Source organism: Streptantibioticus silvisoli (assembly GCF_027947535.2).
Classification (GTDB): domain Bacteria; phylum Actinomycetota; class Actinomycetes; order Streptomycetales; family Streptomycetaceae; genus Streptantibioticus_C; species Streptantibioticus_C silvisoli.
In genome coordinates, this window is sequence record NZ_JAAGKO020000015.1 from 44,065 (window position 1) to 63,990 (window position 19,926).

At 74.3% G+C, this 19,926-nt stretch carries 20 protein-coding genes; 13 read left to right on the forward strand and 7 right to left on the reverse strand.

Annotated features, from left to right (window positions below; translation table 11 throughout):
• Nucleotides 1–181: 181 nt before the first annotated feature.
• Nucleotides 182–1,981, reverse strand: a complete 1,800-nt coding sequence (locus POF43_RS12575; protein ID WP_271316384.1) for an AMP-dependent synthetase/ligase — start codon at nt 1,979–1,981, stop codon at nt 182–184.
• 272 nt (nt 1,982–2,253) lie between these two features.
• Here POF43_RS12575 and POF43_RS12580 point away from each other — a divergent pair, with 272 nt between their 5' ends.
• The 6 genes from POF43_RS12580 to POF43_RS12605 all read left to right on the forward strand — a co-directional run bounded on the left by POF43_RS12580 (nt 2,254) and on the right by POF43_RS12605 (nt 7,570).
• On the forward strand, nt 2,254–3,015 hold the full coding sequence (locus POF43_RS12580; RefSeq protein ID WP_271316383.1) for a metallophosphoesterase family protein: 762 nt from the start codon (nt 2,254–2,256) through the stop codon (nt 3,013–3,015).
• A 380-nt stretch (nt 3,016–3,395) separates the two neighbouring features.
• Complete coding sequence (locus POF43_RS12585) at nt 3,396–3,836, forward strand: SRPBCC family protein (RefSeq protein WP_271316382.1); 441 nt, start codon at nt 3,396–3,398, stop codon at nt 3,834–3,836.
• Nucleotides 3,837–3,838: 2 nt separating this feature from the next.
• Nucleotides 3,839–4,993 carry an ArsA family ATPase gene (locus POF43_RS12590; RefSeq protein ID WP_271324440.1) on the forward strand — a complete coding sequence of 385 codons (1,155 nt, stop codon included), beginning with the start codon at nt 3,839–3,841 and terminating at the stop codon, nt 4,991–4,993.
• Between the two features lie 291 nt (nt 4,994–5,284).
• Complete coding sequence (locus tag POF43_RS12595) at nt 5,285–5,761, forward strand: DUF5304 domain-containing protein (RefSeq protein ID WP_271316380.1); 477 nt, start codon at nt 5,285–5,287, stop codon at nt 5,759–5,761.
• Between the two features lie 103 nt (nt 5,762–5,864).
• Entirely contained in the window at nt 5,865–6,806 is a 942-nt protein-coding gene (locus POF43_RS12600) for an ROK family glucokinase (RefSeq protein WP_271316379.1), read from the forward strand.
• Between the two features lie 11 nt (nt 6,807–6,817).
• A complete protein-coding gene (locus POF43_RS12605) occupies nt 6,818–7,570 on the forward strand; it encodes an endonuclease/exonuclease/phosphatase family protein (protein ID WP_271316378.1) in 753 nt (250 codons plus the stop codon).
• 487 nt (nt 7,571–8,057) lie between these two features.
• Here POF43_RS12605 and POF43_RS12610 read toward each other — a convergent pair whose 3' ends face one another.
• Nucleotides 8,058–8,612, reverse strand: a complete 555-nt coding sequence (locus POF43_RS12610) for a hypothetical protein (protein ID WP_271317556.1) — start codon at nt 8,610–8,612, stop codon at nt 8,058–8,060.
• Nucleotides 8,599–9,393, reverse strand: coding sequence for an alpha/beta hydrolase (locus tag POF43_RS12615; RefSeq protein WP_271317557.1), 795 nt, complete (start codon nt 9,391–9,393; stop codon nt 8,599–8,601). The genes POF43_RS12610 and POF43_RS12615 overlap by 14 nt, the downstream gene beginning before the upstream one ends.
• 229 nt (nt 9,394–9,622) lie before the next feature.
• On the opposite strand from POF43_RS12615, the gene POF43_RS12620 reads away from it, so the two are divergent.
• The 4 genes from POF43_RS12620 (at nt 9,623) to POF43_RS12635 (ending at nt 13,366) form a co-directional block, all read left to right on the forward strand.
• Nucleotides 9,623–10,549: a lysophospholipid acyltransferase family protein gene (locus tag POF43_RS12620; RefSeq protein WP_282704556.1), complete on the forward strand. Its 927-nt coding sequence runs from the start codon at nt 9,623–9,625 to the stop codon at nt 10,547–10,549.
• Nucleotides 10,549–11,808 (forward strand): MacS family sensor histidine kinase, encoded by a 1,260-nt coding sequence (macS, locus tag POF43_RS12625; protein WP_271325866.1) that lies wholly within the window; start codon nt 10,549–10,551, stop codon nt 11,806–11,808. Before POF43_RS12620 ends, macS begins: the two co-directional genes overlap by 1 nt.
• On the forward strand, nt 11,805–12,494 hold the full coding sequence (locus POF43_RS12630) for a response regulator (protein WP_282698689.1): 690 nt from the start codon (nt 11,805–11,807) through the stop codon (nt 12,492–12,494). The genes macS and POF43_RS12630 overlap by 4 nt, the downstream gene beginning before the upstream one ends.
• 116 nt (nt 12,495–12,610) lie before the next feature.
• Complete coding sequence (locus POF43_RS12635) at nt 12,611–13,366, forward strand: phytanoyl-CoA dioxygenase family protein (RefSeq protein ID WP_303659375.1); 756 nt, start codon at nt 12,611–12,613, stop codon at nt 13,364–13,366.
• Nucleotides 13,367–13,468: 102 nt separating this feature from the next.
• Here POF43_RS12635 and POF43_RS12640 read toward each other — a convergent pair whose 3' ends face one another.
• Entirely contained in the window at nt 13,469–14,497 is a 1,029-nt protein-coding gene (locus POF43_RS12640) for a 6-phosphofructokinase (RefSeq protein ID WP_271325561.1), read from the reverse strand.
• Nucleotides 14,498–14,815: 318 nt separating this feature from the next.
• Between POF43_RS12640 and POF43_RS12645 the strand changes: the two genes are divergently transcribed.
• Nucleotides 14,816–15,421, forward strand: coding sequence for a GNAT family N-acetyltransferase (locus POF43_RS12645; protein WP_271325560.1), 606 nt, complete (start codon nt 14,816–14,818; stop codon nt 15,419–15,421).
• 12 nt (nt 15,422–15,433) lie between these two features.
• Here POF43_RS12645 and POF43_RS12650 read toward each other — a convergent pair whose 3' ends face one another.
• Nucleotides 15,434–16,609, reverse strand: a complete 1,176-nt coding sequence (locus POF43_RS12650) for an amidase family protein (protein WP_282704557.1) — start codon at nt 16,607–16,609, stop codon at nt 15,434–15,436.
• Nucleotides 16,610–16,633: 24 nt separating this feature from the next.
• Nucleotides 16,634–16,903, reverse strand: coding sequence for a DUF2087 domain-containing protein (locus POF43_RS12655; protein ID WP_271316406.1), 270 nt, complete (start codon nt 16,901–16,903; stop codon nt 16,634–16,636).
• Nucleotides 16,904–17,253: 350 nt separating this feature from the next.
• Here POF43_RS12655 and POF43_RS12660 point away from each other — a divergent pair, with 350 nt between their 5' ends.
• Nucleotides 17,254–17,988 (forward strand): maleylpyruvate isomerase family mycothiol-dependent enzyme, encoded by a 735-nt coding sequence (locus POF43_RS12660; protein WP_271322894.1) that lies wholly within the window; start codon nt 17,254–17,256, stop codon nt 17,986–17,988.
• A 938-nt stretch (nt 17,989–18,926) separates the two neighbouring features.
• Here POF43_RS12660 and POF43_RS12665 read toward each other — a convergent pair.
• Nucleotides 18,927–19,451 carry a molybdopterin-dependent oxidoreductase gene (locus POF43_RS12665; RefSeq protein WP_271322895.1) on the reverse strand — a complete coding sequence of 175 codons (525 nt, stop codon included), beginning with the start codon at nt 19,449–19,451 and terminating at the stop codon, nt 18,927–18,929.
• A gap of 148 nt (nt 19,452–19,599) precedes the next feature.
• Here POF43_RS12665 and POF43_RS12670 point away from each other — a divergent pair, with 148 nt between their 5' ends.
• The gene (locus POF43_RS12670; protein WP_271322896.1) at nt 19,600–19,749 is read left to right on the forward strand and encodes a hypothetical protein; all 150 of its coding nucleotides are present in this window, start codon (nt 19,600–19,602) and stop codon (nt 19,747–19,749) included.
• Nucleotides 19,750–19,926: the final 177 nt, after the last annotated feature.

Below are 19,926 nucleotides of genomic sequence, written 5' to 3' on the forward strand. Positions count from 1 at the left end.
AGGGGGCCGCGGTGGCCGCGCTCCGGCCGGAGGCGGTGGCCGTGCTCCCGCCCGGCCCGCCCGACCCCGGCACGGCAGGAGCGCCCCGGCCACCGCGTGCGGAGCGTCTCGCGTGCGGAGCGCCACCGCGTGCGGAGCGCCACCGCGTGAACAGCGCCCCGAGCCCAACACGCAGAGCGCACTACCGTGTGTAGAGCGCCTCGATGTCCTGGGCGAAGTCGCGGGTCACCACGTTGCGCCGCAGTTTCAGCGACGGCGTCAGGTAGCCGGACTCCTCGGTGAACTGCGCGGTCAGCACGCGGAACTTCTTGACGGACTCCGCGTGCGAGACCGCCGCGTTGCCGTCGTCGACGGCGCGCTGGAGTTCGGCGAGCAGGTCGGGGTCGTCGTGCAGGGCGGCGGCGGTGTGCGGGGCGGGTTTGCCGTGCGAGGCGGCCCAGTGCGGCAGGAACTCCTCGTCGAGGGTGACCAGCGCGCCGATGAAGGGGCGCCGGTCGCCGACCACCATGCACTCGGCGACCAGCGCGTGCGCGCGGATGCGGTCCTCGATGACCGCGGGGGCGACGTTCTTGCCGCCCGCGGTCACGATGATCTCCTTCTTGCGGCCGGTGATCGTCAGGTACCCCTCGGTGTCGAGGGTGCCGATGTCCCCGGTGTGGAACCACCCGTCCGACAGCGCCTGGGCGCCGGCCGCCTCGTTGTTCCAGTAACCGGTGAACAGGTGCTCGCCGTGCAGCAGCACCTCCCCGTCGTCCGCTATCCGCACCACGCTGCCGGGCAGCGGCTGGCCGACGGTGCCGATCTTCGTGCGGTCCCACGGGTTGAACGCGGTCGCCGCGCACGTCTCCGTCAGGCCGTAGCCCTCCAGCACCGTCAGGCCGATGCCCCGGTAGAAGTGCCCGAGCCGCTCACCCAGCGGCGCGCCGCCGGAGATGGCGTGGGTGGCCCGGCCGCCCAGGACCGCGCGGAGCCGGCCGTAGACCAGCTTGTCGAAGACCCGGTGCCGCAGCCGCAGCGTCAGGCTGGGACCGCCGGTGGTGTCCAGCGCGCGGCTGTAGTCGACCGCGGTGTCGGCCGCCCGGTCGAAGATCCGCCCCCGGCCACTGGACTGCGCCTGCGCCCGGGCGCTGTTGAACACCTTCTCGAAGACCCGCGGCACCCCCAGCACCATGGTGGGCCGGAACGCGGCCAGCTCGCCGGTGAGGTTCTTGATGTCGCTGACGTGGCCCAGCTTGATCGGCGCCATCATGCAGGCGACCTGCGCCAGCCGGCCCAGCACGTGCGCCAGCGGCAGGAACAGCAGCACCGACGACTCCCCGGTGCGGAACAGCGGCGCCAGCCGGGCCACCACGTTGCCGCACTCGGCGAAGAACGCCCGGTGGGTCAGCACGCAGCCCTTGGGGCGGCCGGTGGTGCCGGAGGTGTAGACGATCGTGGCGGGCGAGTCCGCACCGGCGAGCGCGGCGCGTTCGGCGACCAGGGCGTCGGCCACGTCGCTGCCGGCCGCCCCCAGGGTCTCCACCGCGCCGGCGTCGATCCGCCACACGTGCTTCAGCTGCGGCAGCCGTTCGCGCACCGACTCCACGGTCGCCTCGTTGCCGGCCGTCTCCACCACGCAGGCCACCGCGGCCGAGTCGCCGAGGATCCACTCCACCTGCTCGGCCGACGACGTCTCGTACACCGGTACGGTCACCCCGCCGGCGAACCAGATCGCGAAGTCCAGCAGCGTCCACTCGTACCGGGTGCGCGACATCAGCGCGACCCGGTCGCCCGGCTGCACCCCGGAGGCGATCAGCCCCTTGGCGGCGGCCCGCACCTCCAGCGCGAACGCGGCGGCGCTCACGTCGCTCCAGCCGCCGCCGCCGGACCTGCGCGCCAGCACGGCGGTGTCCGGATGCTGGGTGGCGTTGCGGCGGACCAGGTCGGTCAGGTTGCCGTCAGCGGGGACCTCGTACAGGGCCGGAAGGCTGAACTCGCGCAAGACTGCTGCTCCTCGTCGCCGCCGGCGGCGGTGCCGGAGCCGTGTGATCAAGAGCCGAAGGGGCTTACCACCGGACGTTACCGACAGGTAACGCGCCGGGGGTAGAGGACACGGGCAGATGTCTGATCTCTCACAGCCGCCCCCGCCCCGCGGCCGCGCCGCCGGACCGCCCCCGCCGGCCGTCACCGCCGACCGTCCGGCGGCACAATGTGCCGGAAACCCTAGTCCACGGCTCTCCCGGCGCGCGAGCGGCGAACCGTAAACTGGCCGTCATGCGAGTGCATGTCGTCAGCGATGTCCACGGAGCCGTCGAGCCCCTCGCCCGGGCCGGTGACGGCGCTGATGCCCTCGTGCTGCTCGGGGACCTGATCCTCTTCCTCGACTACGCCGACCACTCCCGGGGCATCTTCCCCGACCTGTTCGGCACCGAGAACGCCCACCGCATCGTCGAGCTGCGCACCGCCCGCCGCTTCGAGGAGGCCCGGGCCCTCAACCGCTCGCTGTGGACCGGCATCGACCGCGACGCCGCGATGGACGCCGCCATCCGCAAGCAGTACGCCGCGATGTTCGCCGCGCTGCCCACCCCCACCTTCGCCACCTACGGCAACGTCGACGCGCCGGCTCTGTGGCCGGAGTACGCCGGCCCGGGCACCACCGTGCTGGACGGCGCCACCACCGAGATCGGCGGCCTGGTCTTCGGGTTCGTCGGCGGCGGCCTGCCCACCGCGATGCGCACCCCCTACGAGGTCGACGAGGAGACCTACGCCGCCAAGGTCGCCGCCCTCGGCCCGGTCGACGTGCTGTGCTCCCACATCCCGCCCGCCGTCCCGGAGTTGTGCTACGACGTGGTCGCCCGCCGCTTCGAACGCGGCAGCCAGGCACTGCTCGACGCCATCCACGAGGTGCGGCCCGCGTACTCCGTCTTCGGCCACGTCCACCAGCCGCTGACCCCGCGCATGCGCATCGGCGCCACCGAATGCGTCAACGTCGGCCACTTCAACGCCACGCACACCCCGTTCGCCATCGAGTGGTGAACGGGTGCCTCCGGCGGTGAGGGTGCGGGCCTCGGCGGTGAGGGTGCCTCCGGCGGTGGGGTGCGGCCTCGGCGGTGAGGGTGCGGGCCTCGGCGGTGAGGGTGCCTCCGGCGGTGAGGTGCGCCTCCGGCGGTGAGGGGCCGGCGCGGCGGGTGAGGGTGCGGCCCTCGCCGGTGTCCGGTGCCGCCCCCGCAGTGAACGCGCGGACCCGCACCGTGAACGCGCCGACCCGGCCGGTGGGGCCCGCCGCCCCGGCCGGTGAGCGTGCCGCGGGCGACCCGGGGCAGGCCGGGCCCGCGGGCGGTCCTGCGTTCGACCGGCGCGCGATAGCCTGCACCATCACCACAGACACGACGCGACGTCCCGGAGGGGCCACGGCGATGGCGGAACACACCATGTCGAGCATCACGATCCAGGCGGGGCCCGCGCAGGTCATGGAGGTGATCGCCGACTTCGCCCGCTACCCGGAGTGGACCGACGAGGTCAAACAGGCCGACATCCTCGCCACCGACGCCCAGGGCCGCGCCGAACAGGTCCGCCTGGTGCTGGACGCCGGCGCCATCAAGGACGACCACACCCTCGCCTACACCTGGACCGGCGCCGACCAGGTCAGCTGGTCGCTGGTGAAGTCGCAGATGCTGCGCACCCTGGACGGCTCCTACAGCCTGGAACCCGAGGACGGCGGCGCCGCCACCAAGGTCACCTACCGGCTCACCGTCGACGTCAAGATCCCCATGCTCGGCATGATCAAGCGCAAGGCGGAGAAGGTCATCATCGACCGCGCGCTGGCCGGCCTGAAGAAGCGCGTCGAGCAGAACTGACCGTGCGCACCCTCCTCGTGACCGGTCCGGGCGGCGCCGGCACCTCCACGGTCGCCGCGGCCACCGCGCTCGCCGCCGCCCGCGACGGCCACCGCACCCTGCTGATCACCCCCGGCCGCCCGGCCGGTCCGCCGGACCTCGACGGCGTGTCCGGCCTGCGCGTCCACACCGTCGACAGCAACCGGGTCTTCACCGACCGGGCCGCCGAACTCCAGGACCGCTTCGGCATGCTGTTCGACCTGCTCGGCGCCAACCCGCTGGACCAGGAGGAGTTCACCGAGCTGCCCGGCGCCGACGCCTTCGCCCTGCTCCAGGCCCTCGGCACCGCCCGCGGCCAGGACGTCGTGGTCGCCGACCTGCCGTCGCTGCCCCGCTCCCTCGCGCTGCTCGCCCTCCCCGGCCAGCTGCGCCGCTACCTCACCCGGCTGCTGCCCGCCGAACGCCAGGCCGCCCGCGCCCTGCGCCCGCTCATCGCCCAGCTGGCCGGCGTGCCGATGCCCGCCGAGTGGCTCTACGACACCGCCGCCCGCTGGGACGCCGAACTCGCCGCCGTCCAGGCCGTGGTGGTCGCCGCCTCCACCGCCGTACGGCTGGTCGCCGACCCCGGACCGCGCGCCACCGCCGCGGTACGCACCGCCCGCACGGCCCTCGCGCTGCACGGGCTGCGCCTGGAGTCCGTCGTCGCCAACCGCCTGCTGCCCACCGGCAGCGCCGACCCCTTCTACGGCCCGCTCGCCGACCGCCAGCACGACGGCCTGGCGGCGCTGCGGGCCGAGGCCGACGACGCCGGCGCCGCCCTGCACCGGGCCCCGCACCTGGGCGCCGAACCGGACGGCGCCGAGGCCCTGGCCCGGCTCGCGGTGCCCGCCCCGGCGCCCTGGACCGGCGGCGACGGACCGGCCCCCGACCCGTGGACCGTCGAGGACCGCCTCGCCGAGGAGGGCCACCTCATCTGGCGGCTCCCGCTGCCGTGCGCCACCCGCGACGGCCTCGACCTGATCCGGCGCGGCGACGAACTCGTGGTCGACGCCGCCGGGTTCCGGCACATCATGCCGCTGCCCGCCGCCCTGCGCCGCTGCACCGTCGAGGGCGCGGCCCTGCGCGACGGCGCCCTCCAGGTCCGCTTCGCCCCGGACCCGGCACTGTGGCCGCGCTGAGCGGTGGGGTGCGGCGCGGCGGACGGTGACGTGCGCCCCGGCCGACGGTGACGGGGTGCACGGGTGGCGTGCGGCGGACGGTGACGTGGCGCGTGGTGCGGCGCGGCCGACGGTGACGTGGCACGCGGTGCGGCGCGGCCGACGGTGACGTGGCACGCGGTGCGTCCCGGCCGACGGTGACGTGGCGAACGGTGCCCGATCATGGGCGAAGAGGGACATCACGGGGACAAGGCCGCCGGGTCGGGTAACGTCGTAGACCTCAGCCGCCTGTTGCGTTGCGAGGAGTCCGCGATGAGCGAAAGTCTGAACCGTCCGCAGACCGACGACGACGCGTGGGCGACCGCGTGCGCCGAGGACCTGGCCGGGGAGAAGGCCCGCCGTCGCGAGCAGTCCGGTACCACGCCCGGCAGCGCCGCCGACGAACTGCGCAAGCTCGCCGACGCGGTCGTCGACAAGCTCGCCGAGCTGCGCACCCCCGCCGCCGAGCTGGCCGCCCGCGCGGTCTTCTCCCAGGTCAAGGCGGCCGGCAACCAGCTCAAGGACCGCAACCCCGGCGTCTTCGACCACCTCGCGGCGGCCGGCGGTGAGCTGCTGTCCGCCTACCGGGCCGCCGTCACCGGCCAGGAGCAGCGCTGGACCCGGTCCACCGGCTCCGGCGACCCGTTCACCAAGCCCGCCCCCACCGGCAGCACGGCGGCCGGCGACACCGGCAGTGATGGCGAGGAGGGCGACGGCCCCGCCGGTCCGGAACGCATCGACCTGGACTGACCCCGCCCGTGGCCCGTCCCACCTTCCGACACGGCGCGTGAACAGCTGTGCGGCTCCGGTACGGTTGGCCCCAGCGCGGGGTTCGACCGAATCTGAGGGAATCATGGGACTGACCATTGGCGTCGATATCGGCGGTACCAAGATCGCGGCCGGAGTGGTCGACGAGGCGGGCACCGTCCTGGACACCTGCAAGGTGCCCACCCCTCCGACCCCGGAGGGCGTGATCGACGCCATCGCGGACGCGGTCCGCGCCGTCGGCGGCAAGCACACCGTCGAGGCGGTCGGCATCGGCGCCGCTGGCTACGTCGATGACAAGCGGGCCACCGTCCTGTTCGCGCCGAACATCAACTGGCGGCACGAGGCGCTCAAGGACAAGGTCGAGCAGCGCGTCGACCTGCCCGTCGTGGTGGAGAACGACGCCAACGCCGCCGCCTGGGGCGAGTACCGCTTCGGCGCCGGCCAGGGCCATGACGACGTGGTGTGCATCACGCTCGGCACCGGACTCGGCGGCGGCATCATCATCGGCGGCCGGCTGCACCGCGGACGCTTCGGCGTGGCGGGGGAGTTCGGCCACATCCGGGTCGTCCCGGACGGCCTGCTGTGCGGCTGCGGCAGCCAGGGCTGCTGGGAGCAGTACGCCTCCGGCCGCTCGCTGGTCCGTTACGCCCGGCAGCGCGCCAACGCCACCCCGGACGCCGCCGAGGTCCTGCTGCGGCTCGGCGACGGCACCCCGGAGGGCATCCAGGGCCGGCACATCAGCGAGGCCGCCCGGGCCGGCGACCCGGTGGCCATCGACTCGTTCCGCGAACTGGCCCGCTGGGCCGGCGCGGGCCTGGCCGACCTCGCCTCGCTCTTCGACCCGTCCGCCTTCATCGTCGGCGGCGGCGTCTCCGACGAGGGCGACCTGGTGCTCGACCCGATCCGCAAGTCCTTCCGCCGCTGGCTGGTCGGCAACCAGTGGCGTCCGCACGCCCAGGTGCTGGCCGCCCGGCTCGGCGGCGAGGCCGGTCTGGTCGGTGCCGCCGACCTGGCCCGCCAGGGCTGACGGGGGCACAGGTGCTGGAGGACCTTCCCCCGTCGCTGACCCACCCGGACGGTTCGGCCACCGTCCGGCTGCTCAGCTACAACGTGCGCTCGATGCGTGACGACGTCCCCGCGCTGACCCGGGTCATCCGGGCCTGCGCGCCGGACGTGGTCTGCGTCCAGGAGGCGCCGCGGTTCTTCCGCTGGCGCAAGTACGCGGCCCGGCTGGCCCGCGAGTCCGGCCTCGTCGTGGTCACCGGCGGCGCCACCGCGTCCGGCCCGCTGATCCTGGCCGATCTGCGGGCCCGGGTGCTGCACACCGAGGACGTGCTGCTGCCGCGCACCCGCGGCCTGCACCAGCGCGGCTTCGCCACCGCCGTCCTGGGGTTCGGCGACGCCCGGCTCGGCGTCATCAGCGCCCACCTGTCGATGAGCGCCGCCGAGCGCTACGAGCAGTCCGGCCTGCTGCTGCGACACCTCGCCCTGCTCGGCGCGCCGCACACCGTGGTCGGCGGCGACTTCAACGACAACCCCGGCGGCCGGGCCTTCGACCGCCTCGCCGCCGCACTCCAGGACGGCTGGGAGACGGCCCCCTGGGGCGGCCGCTTCACCTCCCGCCCCGGCGACCCGGCGCAGCGCATCGACGCGGTCTTCGCCGGCGAGGGCGTCGAGGTCCTCGGCTGCGGGGTGCCCGCCGGGCTGGCCGGCGTCACCCCGGCCGACCTGCGCGCCGCCACGGACCACCTGCCGGTGCTGGCCGCGCTGCGGGTGCCGGCGTCCGCCTGAGCGGAACCGTGCGCTGCGCGGACCACCGCACACGCCCGGAGCCCGGTCACCGGTGCGATCAACGCACCGGCAACCGGGCTCCGTTCCGTCAGCGGAGCCGGGCCCGCGTCGCAGCGGTCCCCACGCCACCCGGGCCCGGCGCACACCGTCAGCGTCGACCCCGGTACCACCCTTGGCCCCCGCCCCGCCACCTCACCGGCGCACGGGACGTCACCCCCAGCAGGGGAATCCCCACCCCACGGGACGCCCCCGCTGCGGGACCGCTCCGCTGAGGTGCCGTCGCCCCCGGCGGAGCAACCGCCTCCGCGGAGCGACCCCCGCGGAGGAATCCCCCCGCGGAGCGAGCCCCGCTGAGGAATCCCCCCGCGGAGCGCCCCCCGCTAAGGGAGCGTCACCCCCCCGGCGGAGCAAACCGCCCCCGCAGAGGGATCGTCACCCCCGCTGAAGAACCCCCCGCAGAGGAACCGGCACCCCCGCAGAGGGATCGTCACACCACTGCGCCGCCGTGCGGGTCGTCGTCGTCCTCGTCGGGGTCCCGCATGCGGGCGATCAGCGTGGCGAAGCCGCCCAGGAAGCCGCCGACCCCGACCACCGTCGCCCACCACGGCATCTCGACGCCGGTCAGCACGTACGCCAGCATCAGCGCCGGGCCGCCCAGCACCGCCAGCCAGGCGAACTTCGTCGTGACGTCGGCCTCCGGCAGCGGTGGCGGCTCCGGCGGGACGAAGTGCCCCTCGTCATCGTCGTCGTCGAAGCCGGCGTGGTCGCGCGGGCCCAGCGGCGGCGCCTTCACCACGAAGGCCCGCGGGATCGCCGGGATACCGGTGTTCACCGCCGGGTTGACCGCGCTGTCCGGCACCGGCTCGTCCGGCGGCAGGTTCTCCGCCTCCGGCCAGCCGCCGGGGCCGTCCGGCTCGGTTCCGTAGCCGGCGATGATCTGCGCCCAGGCGGCCTCCTCGTCCAGCGGGGCACCCGGCCCGGCGCCGTCCTGCGGGGGTTCGGTGCCCTCCGCGCCCTCCTGCGGTTCCTCACGCTCCGCCACTGGCCACCCCGTCCTGCCCGGCCCGGTCCGCGCCGCCCGACGACAGGCGCTCGACGAACGCCTGCGTGCCCTGGAAGATCTCGGGCGCGTCGAAGTCCAGCGTGGCCACGTGGAAACTGCGTTCCAGCACGCGGTGCGTGACGTCGGTCGAGCCCACCCGGGCCAGCACCATCGCGGTGTTGGCCGGGGCCACCACGTGGTCGTTGCGGCTGTTGAACAACAGCAACGGCTGCCGCACGAGCGGCAGTTCGGCCTGCACGGTCTTCCACAGCCCGGTCAGCGCGTGCACCGCGTGCAGCGGCGTGCGGTCGTAGCCCAGCTCGTGCGAGCCCTCCTTGGCGATGTCGTCGGCGATGCCCTTGACCGACGGCACCAGGTGCCGCAGCACCGGAACCGCCTTCACCTGCGCGCTGTCCGCCTTCACCGACGGGTTGACCACCGCCACGCCGGCCACCGCGTCGCCGTGTTGGGCCGCCAGTCGCAGCGCCAGGCCGCCGCCCATCGACAGGCCGCAGACGAACACCCGCGAACACCGCCGCGACAGGTCGCGGAACTCGCGGTCCACCTCGGCGTACCAGTCCTGCCAGCCGGTGATCTGCAGGTCCTGCCAGCGGGTGCCGTGGCCGGGCAGCAGCGGTACCGACACGGTCGCGCCCCGCTCGGCGAGGTACTCGCCCCACGGGCGCACCGACTGCGGTGAACCGGTGAAACCGTGGCACAGCAGGACGCCGACCTCCCCGCCCTCATGGCGGTACGGCTCGGCTCCGGGCAGCAGCGGCACCGTGGGTCTCCTCATCAGCGGGCGGGGCCCGGCGAGCCACGGCTGCGCCGCGGGTTTCCGGGCTTCGGTACTGGACAAACGCCTCGCGGCGGACAGGTATTTCACAGTACGCGGACCGGCGTGCCGTTGGTAGGCCGATCGCGTCGCGGACCGCACGCGGTGAACCGGCCCCCGGCGGGATATTGTCGTGCCGTCGCCAACGGGAGGTCCTGGGTTGTTCTACGGCGTGATGAAGCAGTCGCTGGGAAGGTCGCTTCGGCTGGCCTTCCGTCCCTGGGTGGAGGGGATCGAGAACATCCCCCAGGACGGTCCGGCGATCCTGGCGAGCAACCACCTGTCCTTCTCGGACTCCTTCTTCCTCCCCTCGATGCTGGACCGCAAGGTCACCTTCATCGCCAAGGCGGAATATTTCACCTCCCCCGGGGTCAAGGGGAAGCTGACGGCCGCGTTCTTCAAGGGCGTCGGCCAGGTCCCGGTGGACCGCTCCGGCGCGCGCGGCGCGGGCGAGGCGGCCATCAAGGCCGGCATCGACGTGCTGGCCCGCGGCGAGCTGTTCGGCATCTACCCCGAGGGCACCCGGTCGCCCGACGGCCGGCTCTACCGCGGCAAGCCGGGCGGCCTGGCCCGGGTCGCGCTCGGCTCCGGCGCGCCGGTCATCCCGGTCGCCATGATCGACACCGAGAAGATCCAGCCGCCCGGCCAGGTGATGCCCAAGCTCATGCGGCCCGGCATCCGCATCGGCAAACCGCTGGATTTCAGTCGTTATCACGGCATGGAACACGACCGCTTCATCCTGCGCTCGATCACCGACGAGGTGATGTACGAGATCATGAAGCTGTCCGGCCAGGAGTACGTCGACATCTACGCGACCGCCGCCAAGCGGCAGATCGCCGAGGCGAAAAAGGCCGCCGACGCCGCGGCCCGCCAGGCGGAGGCCGCCGCCGCACGGGGCACCGGCGCGGGCTCTTCCGCGGACTCCTCCGCCGGGGCCGGCTCCTCCGGGGCCGACTCCTCCGCAGCTGACCCCTCCGGGGCCGCCCCCTCCGCCGAGGCCGCCCCCGGCGCGACAGGCTCCGACCCCGACCCCGATCCCGGGACGACCGGCTCCGGCTCCGCCTCCGACCCCGGCCGGTCCGGTGGGGGTCCGAGCAGCTGATGCGTTCCGGGGGGAGCGGGGGGACGCGCGGACCGGACCGGCCGGACGGCGACGCGCTCTCCCAGGTCTCGGTGGAACGGCCGCTGTGGCGGGCGCTCGCCGCGTTCCGCGTGCTGGCGCTGCTCTACGTCGTCGCGCGCTTCTCCTACGACCGCCAGCTGTACGTCCACCCCGCCACCGCCTGGACCTACCTCGGCCTCCTCACCGTGTGGACGTTCGCCACCACCGGCCAGGTCAGCTCGGCGCGCCGCTGCACCCGCACCTTCCTCGGCGCCGACCTCGCCGCCGGCCTGGCGGGCATCCTGCTGACCATGACCGTCGAGAGCCACCCCGCGATCGTCGCCGGCCAGTCCACCCTGCCGGGCATCTGGGCGGCCGGCCCGGTGCTGGCCTTCGCCATCAAGGGCGGCTGGCGCTGGGCCGCACCCGCCTCGGCGATCATCGGCGTGTCCAACATCGTGGAACGCGGCCGCCTCACCCAGGGCAACGCCCACAGCATCGTGCTGCTGTTCTTCGTCGGCACCGGCATCGGCTACGTCGTCGAGGTGGCCCGCAGCAGCGAACGCGCCCTGACCCGCGCCCTGCAGATCGAGGCCGCCACCCACGAACGCGAACGGCTCGCCCGCGACATCCACGACAGCGTCCTTCAGGTGCTCGCCATGGTGCAGCGCCGCGGCGGCGAGCTCGGCGGCGAGGCGGCCGAGCTGGGCCGCCTCGCCGGTGAACAGGAGTCCGCCCTGCGGTCGCTGATGCTCGGCGTGCCACCGCAACGCAACGGTCGACTCGCCCTCGCCGGCGGTGAGTCGACCCTGCTGCCGCCGGACGGCCCGCACCGCGCGCCCGACGCCCCCGCCGACCTGAAGGCGCTGCTCGCCCCCCGCGCCGGCAACCGCGTCACCCTCTCCGCCCCGGCCGAACCGGTCGTCCTGCCGGCCCACGCCGCCACCGAACTCGCCGCCGCCGTCGGCGCCGCGCTCGACAACACCCGCCGGCACGCCGGGCCGGACGCGCACGCCTGGATCCTGGTCGAGGACGAGGGCGACGCGGTCCTGGTCACCGTCCGCGACGACGGCCCCGGCATCGCGAAGGACCGGCTGGACGCCGCGGAACGCGAGGGCCGCCTCGGCGTGGCCCAGTCCATCCGCGGCCGGCTGACCGACCTGGGCGGCACCGCCGAACTCCTCTGCGTCCCCGGCCAGGGCGCCGAGGTCGAACTGCGCGTCCCGCGCGCCCGACCCGGCAGGGGGAGGACCCGATGACCGACGCCGTGACGGTGATGGTGGTCGACGACCACCCGATGTGGCGGGACGCGGTCGCCCGCGACCTGGCCGAGGCCGGCTACCACGTGGTCGCCACCGCCGGCGACGGCCCCGAGGCGGTCCGCCGCGCCCGCGCCGCCCGGCCCGCCGTGCTGGTGCTCGACCTCAACCTGCCCGGCCTGCCCGGTGTCGAGGTCTGCAAGCAACTCGTCGGCGCCGACGCCTCGTTGCGGGTCCTGGTGCTGTCCGCCAGCGGCGAGCACGAGGACGTCCTGGAGGCGGTGAAGTCCGGCGCCACCGGCTACCTGCTGAAGTCGGCCGGCCGCGAGGAACTGCTGGAGGCGGTCCGCCGTACCGCCGCCGGCGACGCCGTCTTCACCCCGGGCCTGGCCGGCCTGGTCCTGGGCGAGTACCGCCGGCTGGCCGCCGGACCCGCCCCCGCCGCCGCAGCCCCCGGCCTCCCCGGCCACCCCGGCGTCCCCGGCTTCCCCCGGCTGACCGACCGCGAGACCGAGGTCCTGCGGCTGGTCGCCAAGGGCCTGAGCTACAAGCAGATCGCCGAACGCCTGGTGATCTCCCACCGCACCGTGCAGAACCACGTGCAGAACACCCTGGGCAAGCTCCAGTTGCACAACCGCGTCGAACTCGTCCGCTACGCCATCGAACGCGGCCTGGACGACGCCTGATCCGGCCGCCGCCAGCGCCGCCGCCAGCGCGAAAACCCGTTGCCGCCGCCCGCGCCCCCGCGTGACACTGCTGGGCCCACCCCCACCCGTCTCCACGGCAAGGACGCTCAACGGTGCTGACCGGCCAGGACATCGAATCGTTCGTCGAACAGGGCTTCGTCCGCGTGCCCGGCGCCTTCTCCCGCGCGGTGGCCGACGCCGGGCGGGCCGAGCTGTGGCGGGCGACCGGCTGCGACCCGCACGACCCCGCCACCTGGACCCGGCCGGTGATCCGGCTCGACGGCTTCGGCACCGAGCCGTTCCGCGCCGCCGCCAACACCCCCGTCCTGCACGAGGCGTTCGACCAGCTCGTCGGCCCCGGCCGGTGGATCCCGCGCACCGGGCTCGGCACCTTCCCGGTGCGGTTCCCCAGCGACACCCCGCCCGGCGACGACGGCTGGCACGTGGAGGCCAGCTTCGCCGGTCCGGCCGGTGAGCGCCGCGTCAACCTGGAGTCCCGCGGCCGGGCGCTGCTGATGCTGTTCCTCTTCTCCGACGTCGGCCCCGACGACGCGCCCACCCGGGTCCGGGCCGGCTCGCACCTCGACGTTCCCCCGCTGCTGGCCGCCGCGGGCACCGGGGGCCGTGACTGGATGGCGCTGTGCCGCGACGCGGTACCGGCCAGCGCCGCCCGCCCCGAGGCGCTGGTCACCGGTGCCGCCGGCGACGTCTACCTCTGCCACCCCTTCCTCGTGCACGCCGCCCAGCCGCACCGCGGCCGCGTCCCCCGCTTCATGGCCCAGCCCCCACTGGACCCCACGGGCGTCCTCGACCTCACCGGCACCGATCCGACACCGGTGGAACGGGCGGTGCTGGCCGGGCTGTTGGCCTGAGGGGGCGGTGGCCTGACGCGGCGGTGGCCTGAAGGGGCGGTGGCCTGACGGGGAGGCGGGGGCCACCACCGCCGGCCGGAGAGGGGGCCGGCCGAGGACCCGTCAGCCGAAGAAGACGCCGGCCTCCGCGTAGAGCGCCGGGTCGACCGTCTTCAGTTGCGCGGTGGCCTCGGTGAGCGGGACGCGGACGATGCCGGTGCCCTGGAGGGCGACCATCTTGCCGTAGTCGCCCTCGTTGACCGCGTCGATCGCGTGCAGGCCGAAGCGGGTGGCGAGCCAGCGGTCGAAGGCGGAGGGGGTGCCGCCGCGCTGGACGTGGCCGAGGACGGTCGTACGGGCCTCCTTGCCGGTGCGCTGCTCGATCTCCTGCGCGAGCCGGTCGCCGATGCCGGACAGCCGCACGTGGCCGAACGAGTCGACCTCGTCGTTCTTCACCACCATGTCGCCCTCCTTCGGCATCGCGCCCTCGGCGACCACCACGACCGGCGCCGTCCCGGTCCTGAACCGGCTCTCGACCCACCCGCACACCTGGTCGATGTCGAAGCGCTGCTCCGGGATGAGGATGACGTTGGCGCCGCCGGCCAGGCCCGAGTGCAGCGCGATCCAGCCGGCGTGCCGGCCCATCACCTCGATGACCAGGACCCGCATGTGGGACTCGGCGGTGGTGTGCAGGCGGTCGATCGCCTCGGTGGCGATGTTGACCGCGGTGTCGAAACCGAAGGTGTAGTCGGTGGACCCCAGGTCGTTGTCGATGGTCTTGGGAACGCCCACGCAGGGGATGCCGTGGCTGGCCGACAGGGTGGCCGCCACCCCGAGGGTGTCCTCACCGCCGATCGCGATCAGCGCCTCGACCTCGAACTTCGCCAGATTCTCCTTGATGCGGCGCACACCGCTCTCGGCCTTGAGCGGGTTGGTGCGCGAGGACCCGAGAATGGTGCCGCCGCGCGACAGGATGCCGCGCACCGCCGGGACGTCCAGCTCCCTGGTGTCGCCCTCCAGCGGACCGCGCCAGCCGTCCCGGAAACCGATGAAGTCGTGGCCGTACTCCTGGACGCCCTTGCGCACCGCTGCCCGCAGAACCGCGTTCAGCCCCGGACAGTCGCCTCCGCCGGTCAGCATTCCCACGCGCATGATGAAGCCCCTTCTGTCATACTTTGTCGCCCCCGCCCTCACGGTATCCGCGATCGAACTCACCTGAAATCGCTCGAAATGCGGAATCCGCACAACGTCGGGATGAAATACCGCCGATGATCACCCGTTCGAGCGTCCGCCACGCGCCGAACCCCCGTCATCGCTCCACGCGGTCCAGCAGTACGCGGTCCCGGCGGTCCCGGTGGTCGCGGCGATCCGGCTTCCGGGGCTGTCGGAGCCGCCCGGGCCCCCGCCCCGCCTTCCCGCCTCCGCCGTAAAGCGGGCGACGTCCGCCGTTCCACCGGACACAATGCGGCCATGCCCGACCACCGCCAACGGCGCGCCCCGGCCCCCGACTGGCGCCGCAAGCCCACCCTGACCGGCGAACTGGTGCTGCTGCGGCCGGTGACCGTCGCCGACGTGCCCGCGCTGATGCCGGCGTTGCGGGACGCCGAGGTCGACCGGCTGACCGGCAGCCACGGCGACCTCCGCCCGGACGAGTCGGCGATCCGGACGTGGTACGCCACCCGCGGCGAGCAGGACGGCCGGCTGGACCTCGCGGTGGTCGAGCGGGCCACCGGACACGTCGTCGGCGAGGCGGTGCTCAACGGGTGGGAACCGGCCAACGAGAGCTGCTCCTTCCGCATCCTCCTCGTCCCCGGCACCCACGGCCGCGGCCTCGGCACCGACGCCGTCCGGCTCATCGTCGGCCACGCCTTCGACACCCTCGGCCTGCACCGCGTCTCGCTGGAGGTCTACGCCTTCAACCCGCGCGCCCGCCGCGTCTACGAGAAGGCCGGCTTCGTCGCCGAGGGCGTCCTGCGCGACGCGCTGCTGTACGCCGGTGAACGCGTCGACGCCACCGTGATGTCCGTCCTCGCCCCGGAGTGGTCCCGCCACCGCGGCCACCCGGAAACCGCCTGACCCGCCCGGCCCCTACGCCGTCAACTCCTGGTACGCGCACGCCAGCCGCAGGAGCCGCGCGTCGTCGTGGCGGCGGGCGACCAGCTGGAGTCCGACCGGTTCGCCGGCCGGGGTGAAACCGGCCGGCAGGCTCACCGCCGGATGCCCGGTGAGGTTGAACGCCCAGGTCAACGCCACGCTGATCCGTTCACCCGGACCGTCGTGCCCATGCGGCGGAAACGGCGTCGTGGGCGTCGCGAGCACGTCGGCGCCCCCGCAGCCCACACCGTCGAACAGCCGCCGCAGATGTTCCCCGTTGCCGTCCGGCACGAGGCCGCCGTTCCCCTTGCGGGCCGCCGTCCACGCGGGCGCCGGGTCCTGCAACGTCACGTCCGCCGCGACCTGCCGCAGCAGCCCGCCGCCCGCGCAGCGCCGGAACGCCGCCAGCGCGACCGCCGCCACCGCCGCATCGGTGCCGGCGAACCCGAGCGTCGCCGACCACACCGCCCGGCACGGCGAGCGGCCCGGCGGCCGGGGAACGACCACGCCGGTGACCGCGCTGAACCACGCGACCGCGTCCCCGGCCCAACGCACCAGCGCACCCGGCGTGTTGAGACCCGCACGGTCCCTGGCCGGCAGCAGTCCGTTGGTGGGCTTGAAGCCGGTGACCCCGCACCACGCCGCCGGCACGCGAACCGAACCGGCGCCGTCACTGCCCGTCGCCAGCGGAACCAGCCCGGCCGCCACAGCCGCCGCCGACCCCGCCGACGACCCACCCGGCGACCACCCGCGACCCAGCGGATTCGCCGTCAACCCCCGCCCGTTGTGCCCGAACGTCTGCCAGCCGCCGGCCCGGTCCGGCACGGCCGTCGCCCCCACCGGCACACACCCGGCCGCGACCAGCCGCCGGCTCTGGAACGACGCGAGCCCCTCACTCGCCTTCACCCCGATCGGCACCCCCGCCAACGGCAGGCCCCCACCGCCGTTCCCGCCGCCCGCACCACCCCCGGCCGTCAACGCGTCGATCTCACCGGCCCGTCGCAACGCCTCGTGCGCCCACGTCTCGCGGAACGCGCACAACTCACCGTCCACCGCCGCGACCCGCTCCAGCGCCGCGCCGGCCACCTCCCGCGCGGAGACCTCCCGCGCCCGCACCGCAGCCGCGATCCGCGTCGCCGGCCAGGACGACACGTCACCCGTCTGCGCCACCCGCCCCCACCCCGCTCCGCCGCCTCACTCGCTGCGGCGGTAACTGCCACCGTCCCGCGTGCGGGTGAGCCGACCCGACGTGACCAGATACCGCCGCAACGCCGAATGGTCGTCATGCACCGTGTTCAACGCCGCGTTGACCTCCGGTTCGGTGTACGACCGCCCCCGCTCGAACAACGTCTCCGCCAGATGCGCCAGCAACTGTTCCCGCCGCGCCTCCTTCCGCGGAATCACGGTCAACCGCCCGTGCGAGAACAGGTCATCGACGGAACGCGTACTGCTGGATTCGGCCATCGCCCAAGCCTGGTGCGCTGCGGCCCTGCCCGGCAAAGCATTTTTGCTCGTGCAGCGAGATTGGCTGTTTGCTCGTGCAGCGCGATCGGCTGTCCGGCCCTCCGGGGGCGGGGCTGGATTCACGGGGCGGCGTGTCGGGCCGGGAGGGCGTTGCCATTCGCTGAAACCGTTGACTGGTCGTTGACTCCGACAACGGTCCTGCGCCACCTAATCGTTGACACCAGCAACAACCAGTCAACGAATTCACCACCCGGCACCGCCGCCCCCGCCCGACACGCCGAGACATCAGCCTCCCGCCTCCGACGCTGCCGGCAACCCCCCTTGTCAGTGCCGGGTGCTAGAACTCGCTCATGCGCCAGAACCTCGCCTTCACCGAATGCCTCGCCCTGGTCGACGAACGGTCCGCCGCCCTGCGCGCCGCGGTGGCCGGTGCCGCCGACCTCGACGTTCGGGTCCCCACATGCCCCGACTGGTCGCTGCGCGATCTCGTGGCGCACGTCGGTGAGGTGCATCGCTTCTGGGCCGCCGCGGTCGCCGCCGGCCCCAGTGCCGAGCCGCCCGCCGATGAGCTGGTCGGGGACGTCGCCCCGCGGGGCGAACTCCTCGCGTGGTCGGCCGAATCGACCGCCCTGCTGCTCACCGCGTTGCGGACCGTCGGCCCCGAACGCGGCTGCTGGTCGTGGTGGGGCAAGTCCGACGCACCGCTCACCGCCGGCGCGGTCGCCCGCCATCAGGTGCAGGAGGCGGCGGTGCACGCCTACGACGCCCAGGAGGCCGCCGGCCGCCCCCAGCCGCTGCCCGCCGCGGTCGCCCTGGACGGCGTGCCGGAATTTTTCACCGTCTCCTACGGCACCGCCGGCCCCTGGCCGCACGAACCCGCCCGCGTCGCCTTCCACACCACCGAGGGCCCGCACTGGTCCCTCGACCTCACCGCCGACCAGGCCGGCACCCCAACCACCACCGTGCACGCCCCGGCGAGCGACCTCCTGCTGACCCTCCACCGCCGCGCCCCCCTCGACCGCCTCCGCATCGAGGGCGACCGCACCCTGATCGAACGCCTGCTGGCCTGGCCGTCACTGGACTGAGCGTCCGCAGGCGGTCGCGAGCGACGTCCGCGAGTGCCGGGGCGCACGGCTGTCTGTCCCAAGCCGCCTCGACCCGACCGCCACGAACCACGTCGACGAGCCCAAGGCCCGACCCGTGCGGCGGTGATGGGCCGTGCGTCGCCGAGCGCGCGTGGATGGCCATGGGTCGTTCGCCCGACGCCGCTCAGCCGCGCACTTCCTGCTGTGCACTGCCTGTGGTGCGCGGCCCTACCTCGGCCCGCGTGGCCAAACCCACCCCGGCCTGCCCCGCCCGGCTCGGGCCAGCAGCCCCGCCGATGGAACTGGTCTGCCGGGCCCCGGTCCGTCCGGCGGTGATCCGTCGTGCGCTGCCGAGCCCGCGCGAACAGTCCGACGGCGCACAGCACAGCCGTGCACCGGTCTGTCGCGCGCAGCCTCGCACGGCCTGCCCGGCCCCGACCCGTCCGGCGGCGATCATCGTGCACTGCTGAGCCCGCACGGTCGTCATGCGTCGATTCGCCCGACGCCGCTCAGTCGCGCACCCCCCTGCTGCGCTCAGCCCCGTCCCGCCTTGAACCGCGCTGCCCAGCGCCGGTCCATCCGCACGGAACCCGCCTGCGCTGGCCCGCCCGCACGGAACCCGCCAGTTCCGACCCACTCCGCCGAACCCGCTTGCGGCAATTCACCCTGCGGCGAGCCCGCCGGGCCGATTCGTCCTGCCGCCACTCCGCCCCGTGCCGAACCCGCTCGCACCAGCCCACCCTGTGCCGAGCCCACCTGCCTGATTCACCCTGCGCCAATTCACCCTCCGCCGGAACCTGCCTCCGCCGGAACCTGCCTGCACCGGTCTGCCTGCGCGGTCCGCCTGCGCCGGAACCTGTCTGCGCCGGTCCGACCGGGAGCGGTCCAGCTGCCGCCGGTCCGCCCTGCGTCGGCCCGATGGCGTTGAGCCCGCCGCGTCAACTCCCGCTGCGCGCAGGCCAGGCCGGACCCGCGGGCGGTTCATCCCCGGTGGCGGTGTCACGAGGGTCCCGCGTCGGTCCGGCGAACGCGTGGGCGCCGATCCAGATGCCGGTGACGGAACTGACGTACCGGGCGCCGCACGCGTCGCCGGGAACGACGAGTTGGCAGCCGCCGGATTCGAGCGAGCGCCCGTCCAACGTCGCGGCCAGCAGGATGGGGGCGTTGCCGAACTCGGGGTCGGTCTCCGCCCAGGCCACCACCGCCTGATGACAGTCGCGACCGGTGACGGCGACGAGCAGGCGCGACCGCTCCTTGCGCCGTGCGGTTCGGACGCCGGGGCAGAACGTGGTGAGCACGTCCCGCAGCAGCGGCCCGGTGAACACGTGGTGCTGCGCGCCGCTGGTCAGGCAGGAGAACGTCACCTCGGCCCGGTGGCTCGGCCATCGCGCGAGTTCGCCCACCCGGAGGGTGACCGTGCGCATCGCCTCTCCGTGGACGCGGAACTCGGCCGCCGGCGGCACGGAGGGTGTAGGCCGTGGCGCGGAAAGGGACGGCGGCGTTGATTCGGAGGACGCCGGTCGCGGCGCAGCGACCGGCAGCGGCGATGCAGCGGCTGCCGGCTGTGACGCTGCGCCCGACCGAGGTGGGACGGCGACCGATGGTGATGCGGTGGCTGGCGGCCGGGGCGTTGCGGTTGCCCAGGACGAGGCGGTTGCTGCCGGGGGCGGCGTGGCGGTTGCCGAGGATGACCCGAAGGGTGAACTGGTGGGGCTGGAGCGGTTCATCGGCGTGACCTTCCCGCAGTACGCATCCGGCTGAGGGTTGTCCTTCAGGGAGATTCCCCCGGTGCTGCGGCCCAACCGGTCCTGCGGAGCCCGAGCGCCGGATTTTGTCGCGTCTGCGTAGGCGGTGGTCGACCACGTTCCGCAGATGCGGTTCCGGCGCCGGAACCGGTCACGGGCAGGGGCGGGTGATCTTCGCGTGGTGTTCGCGTGT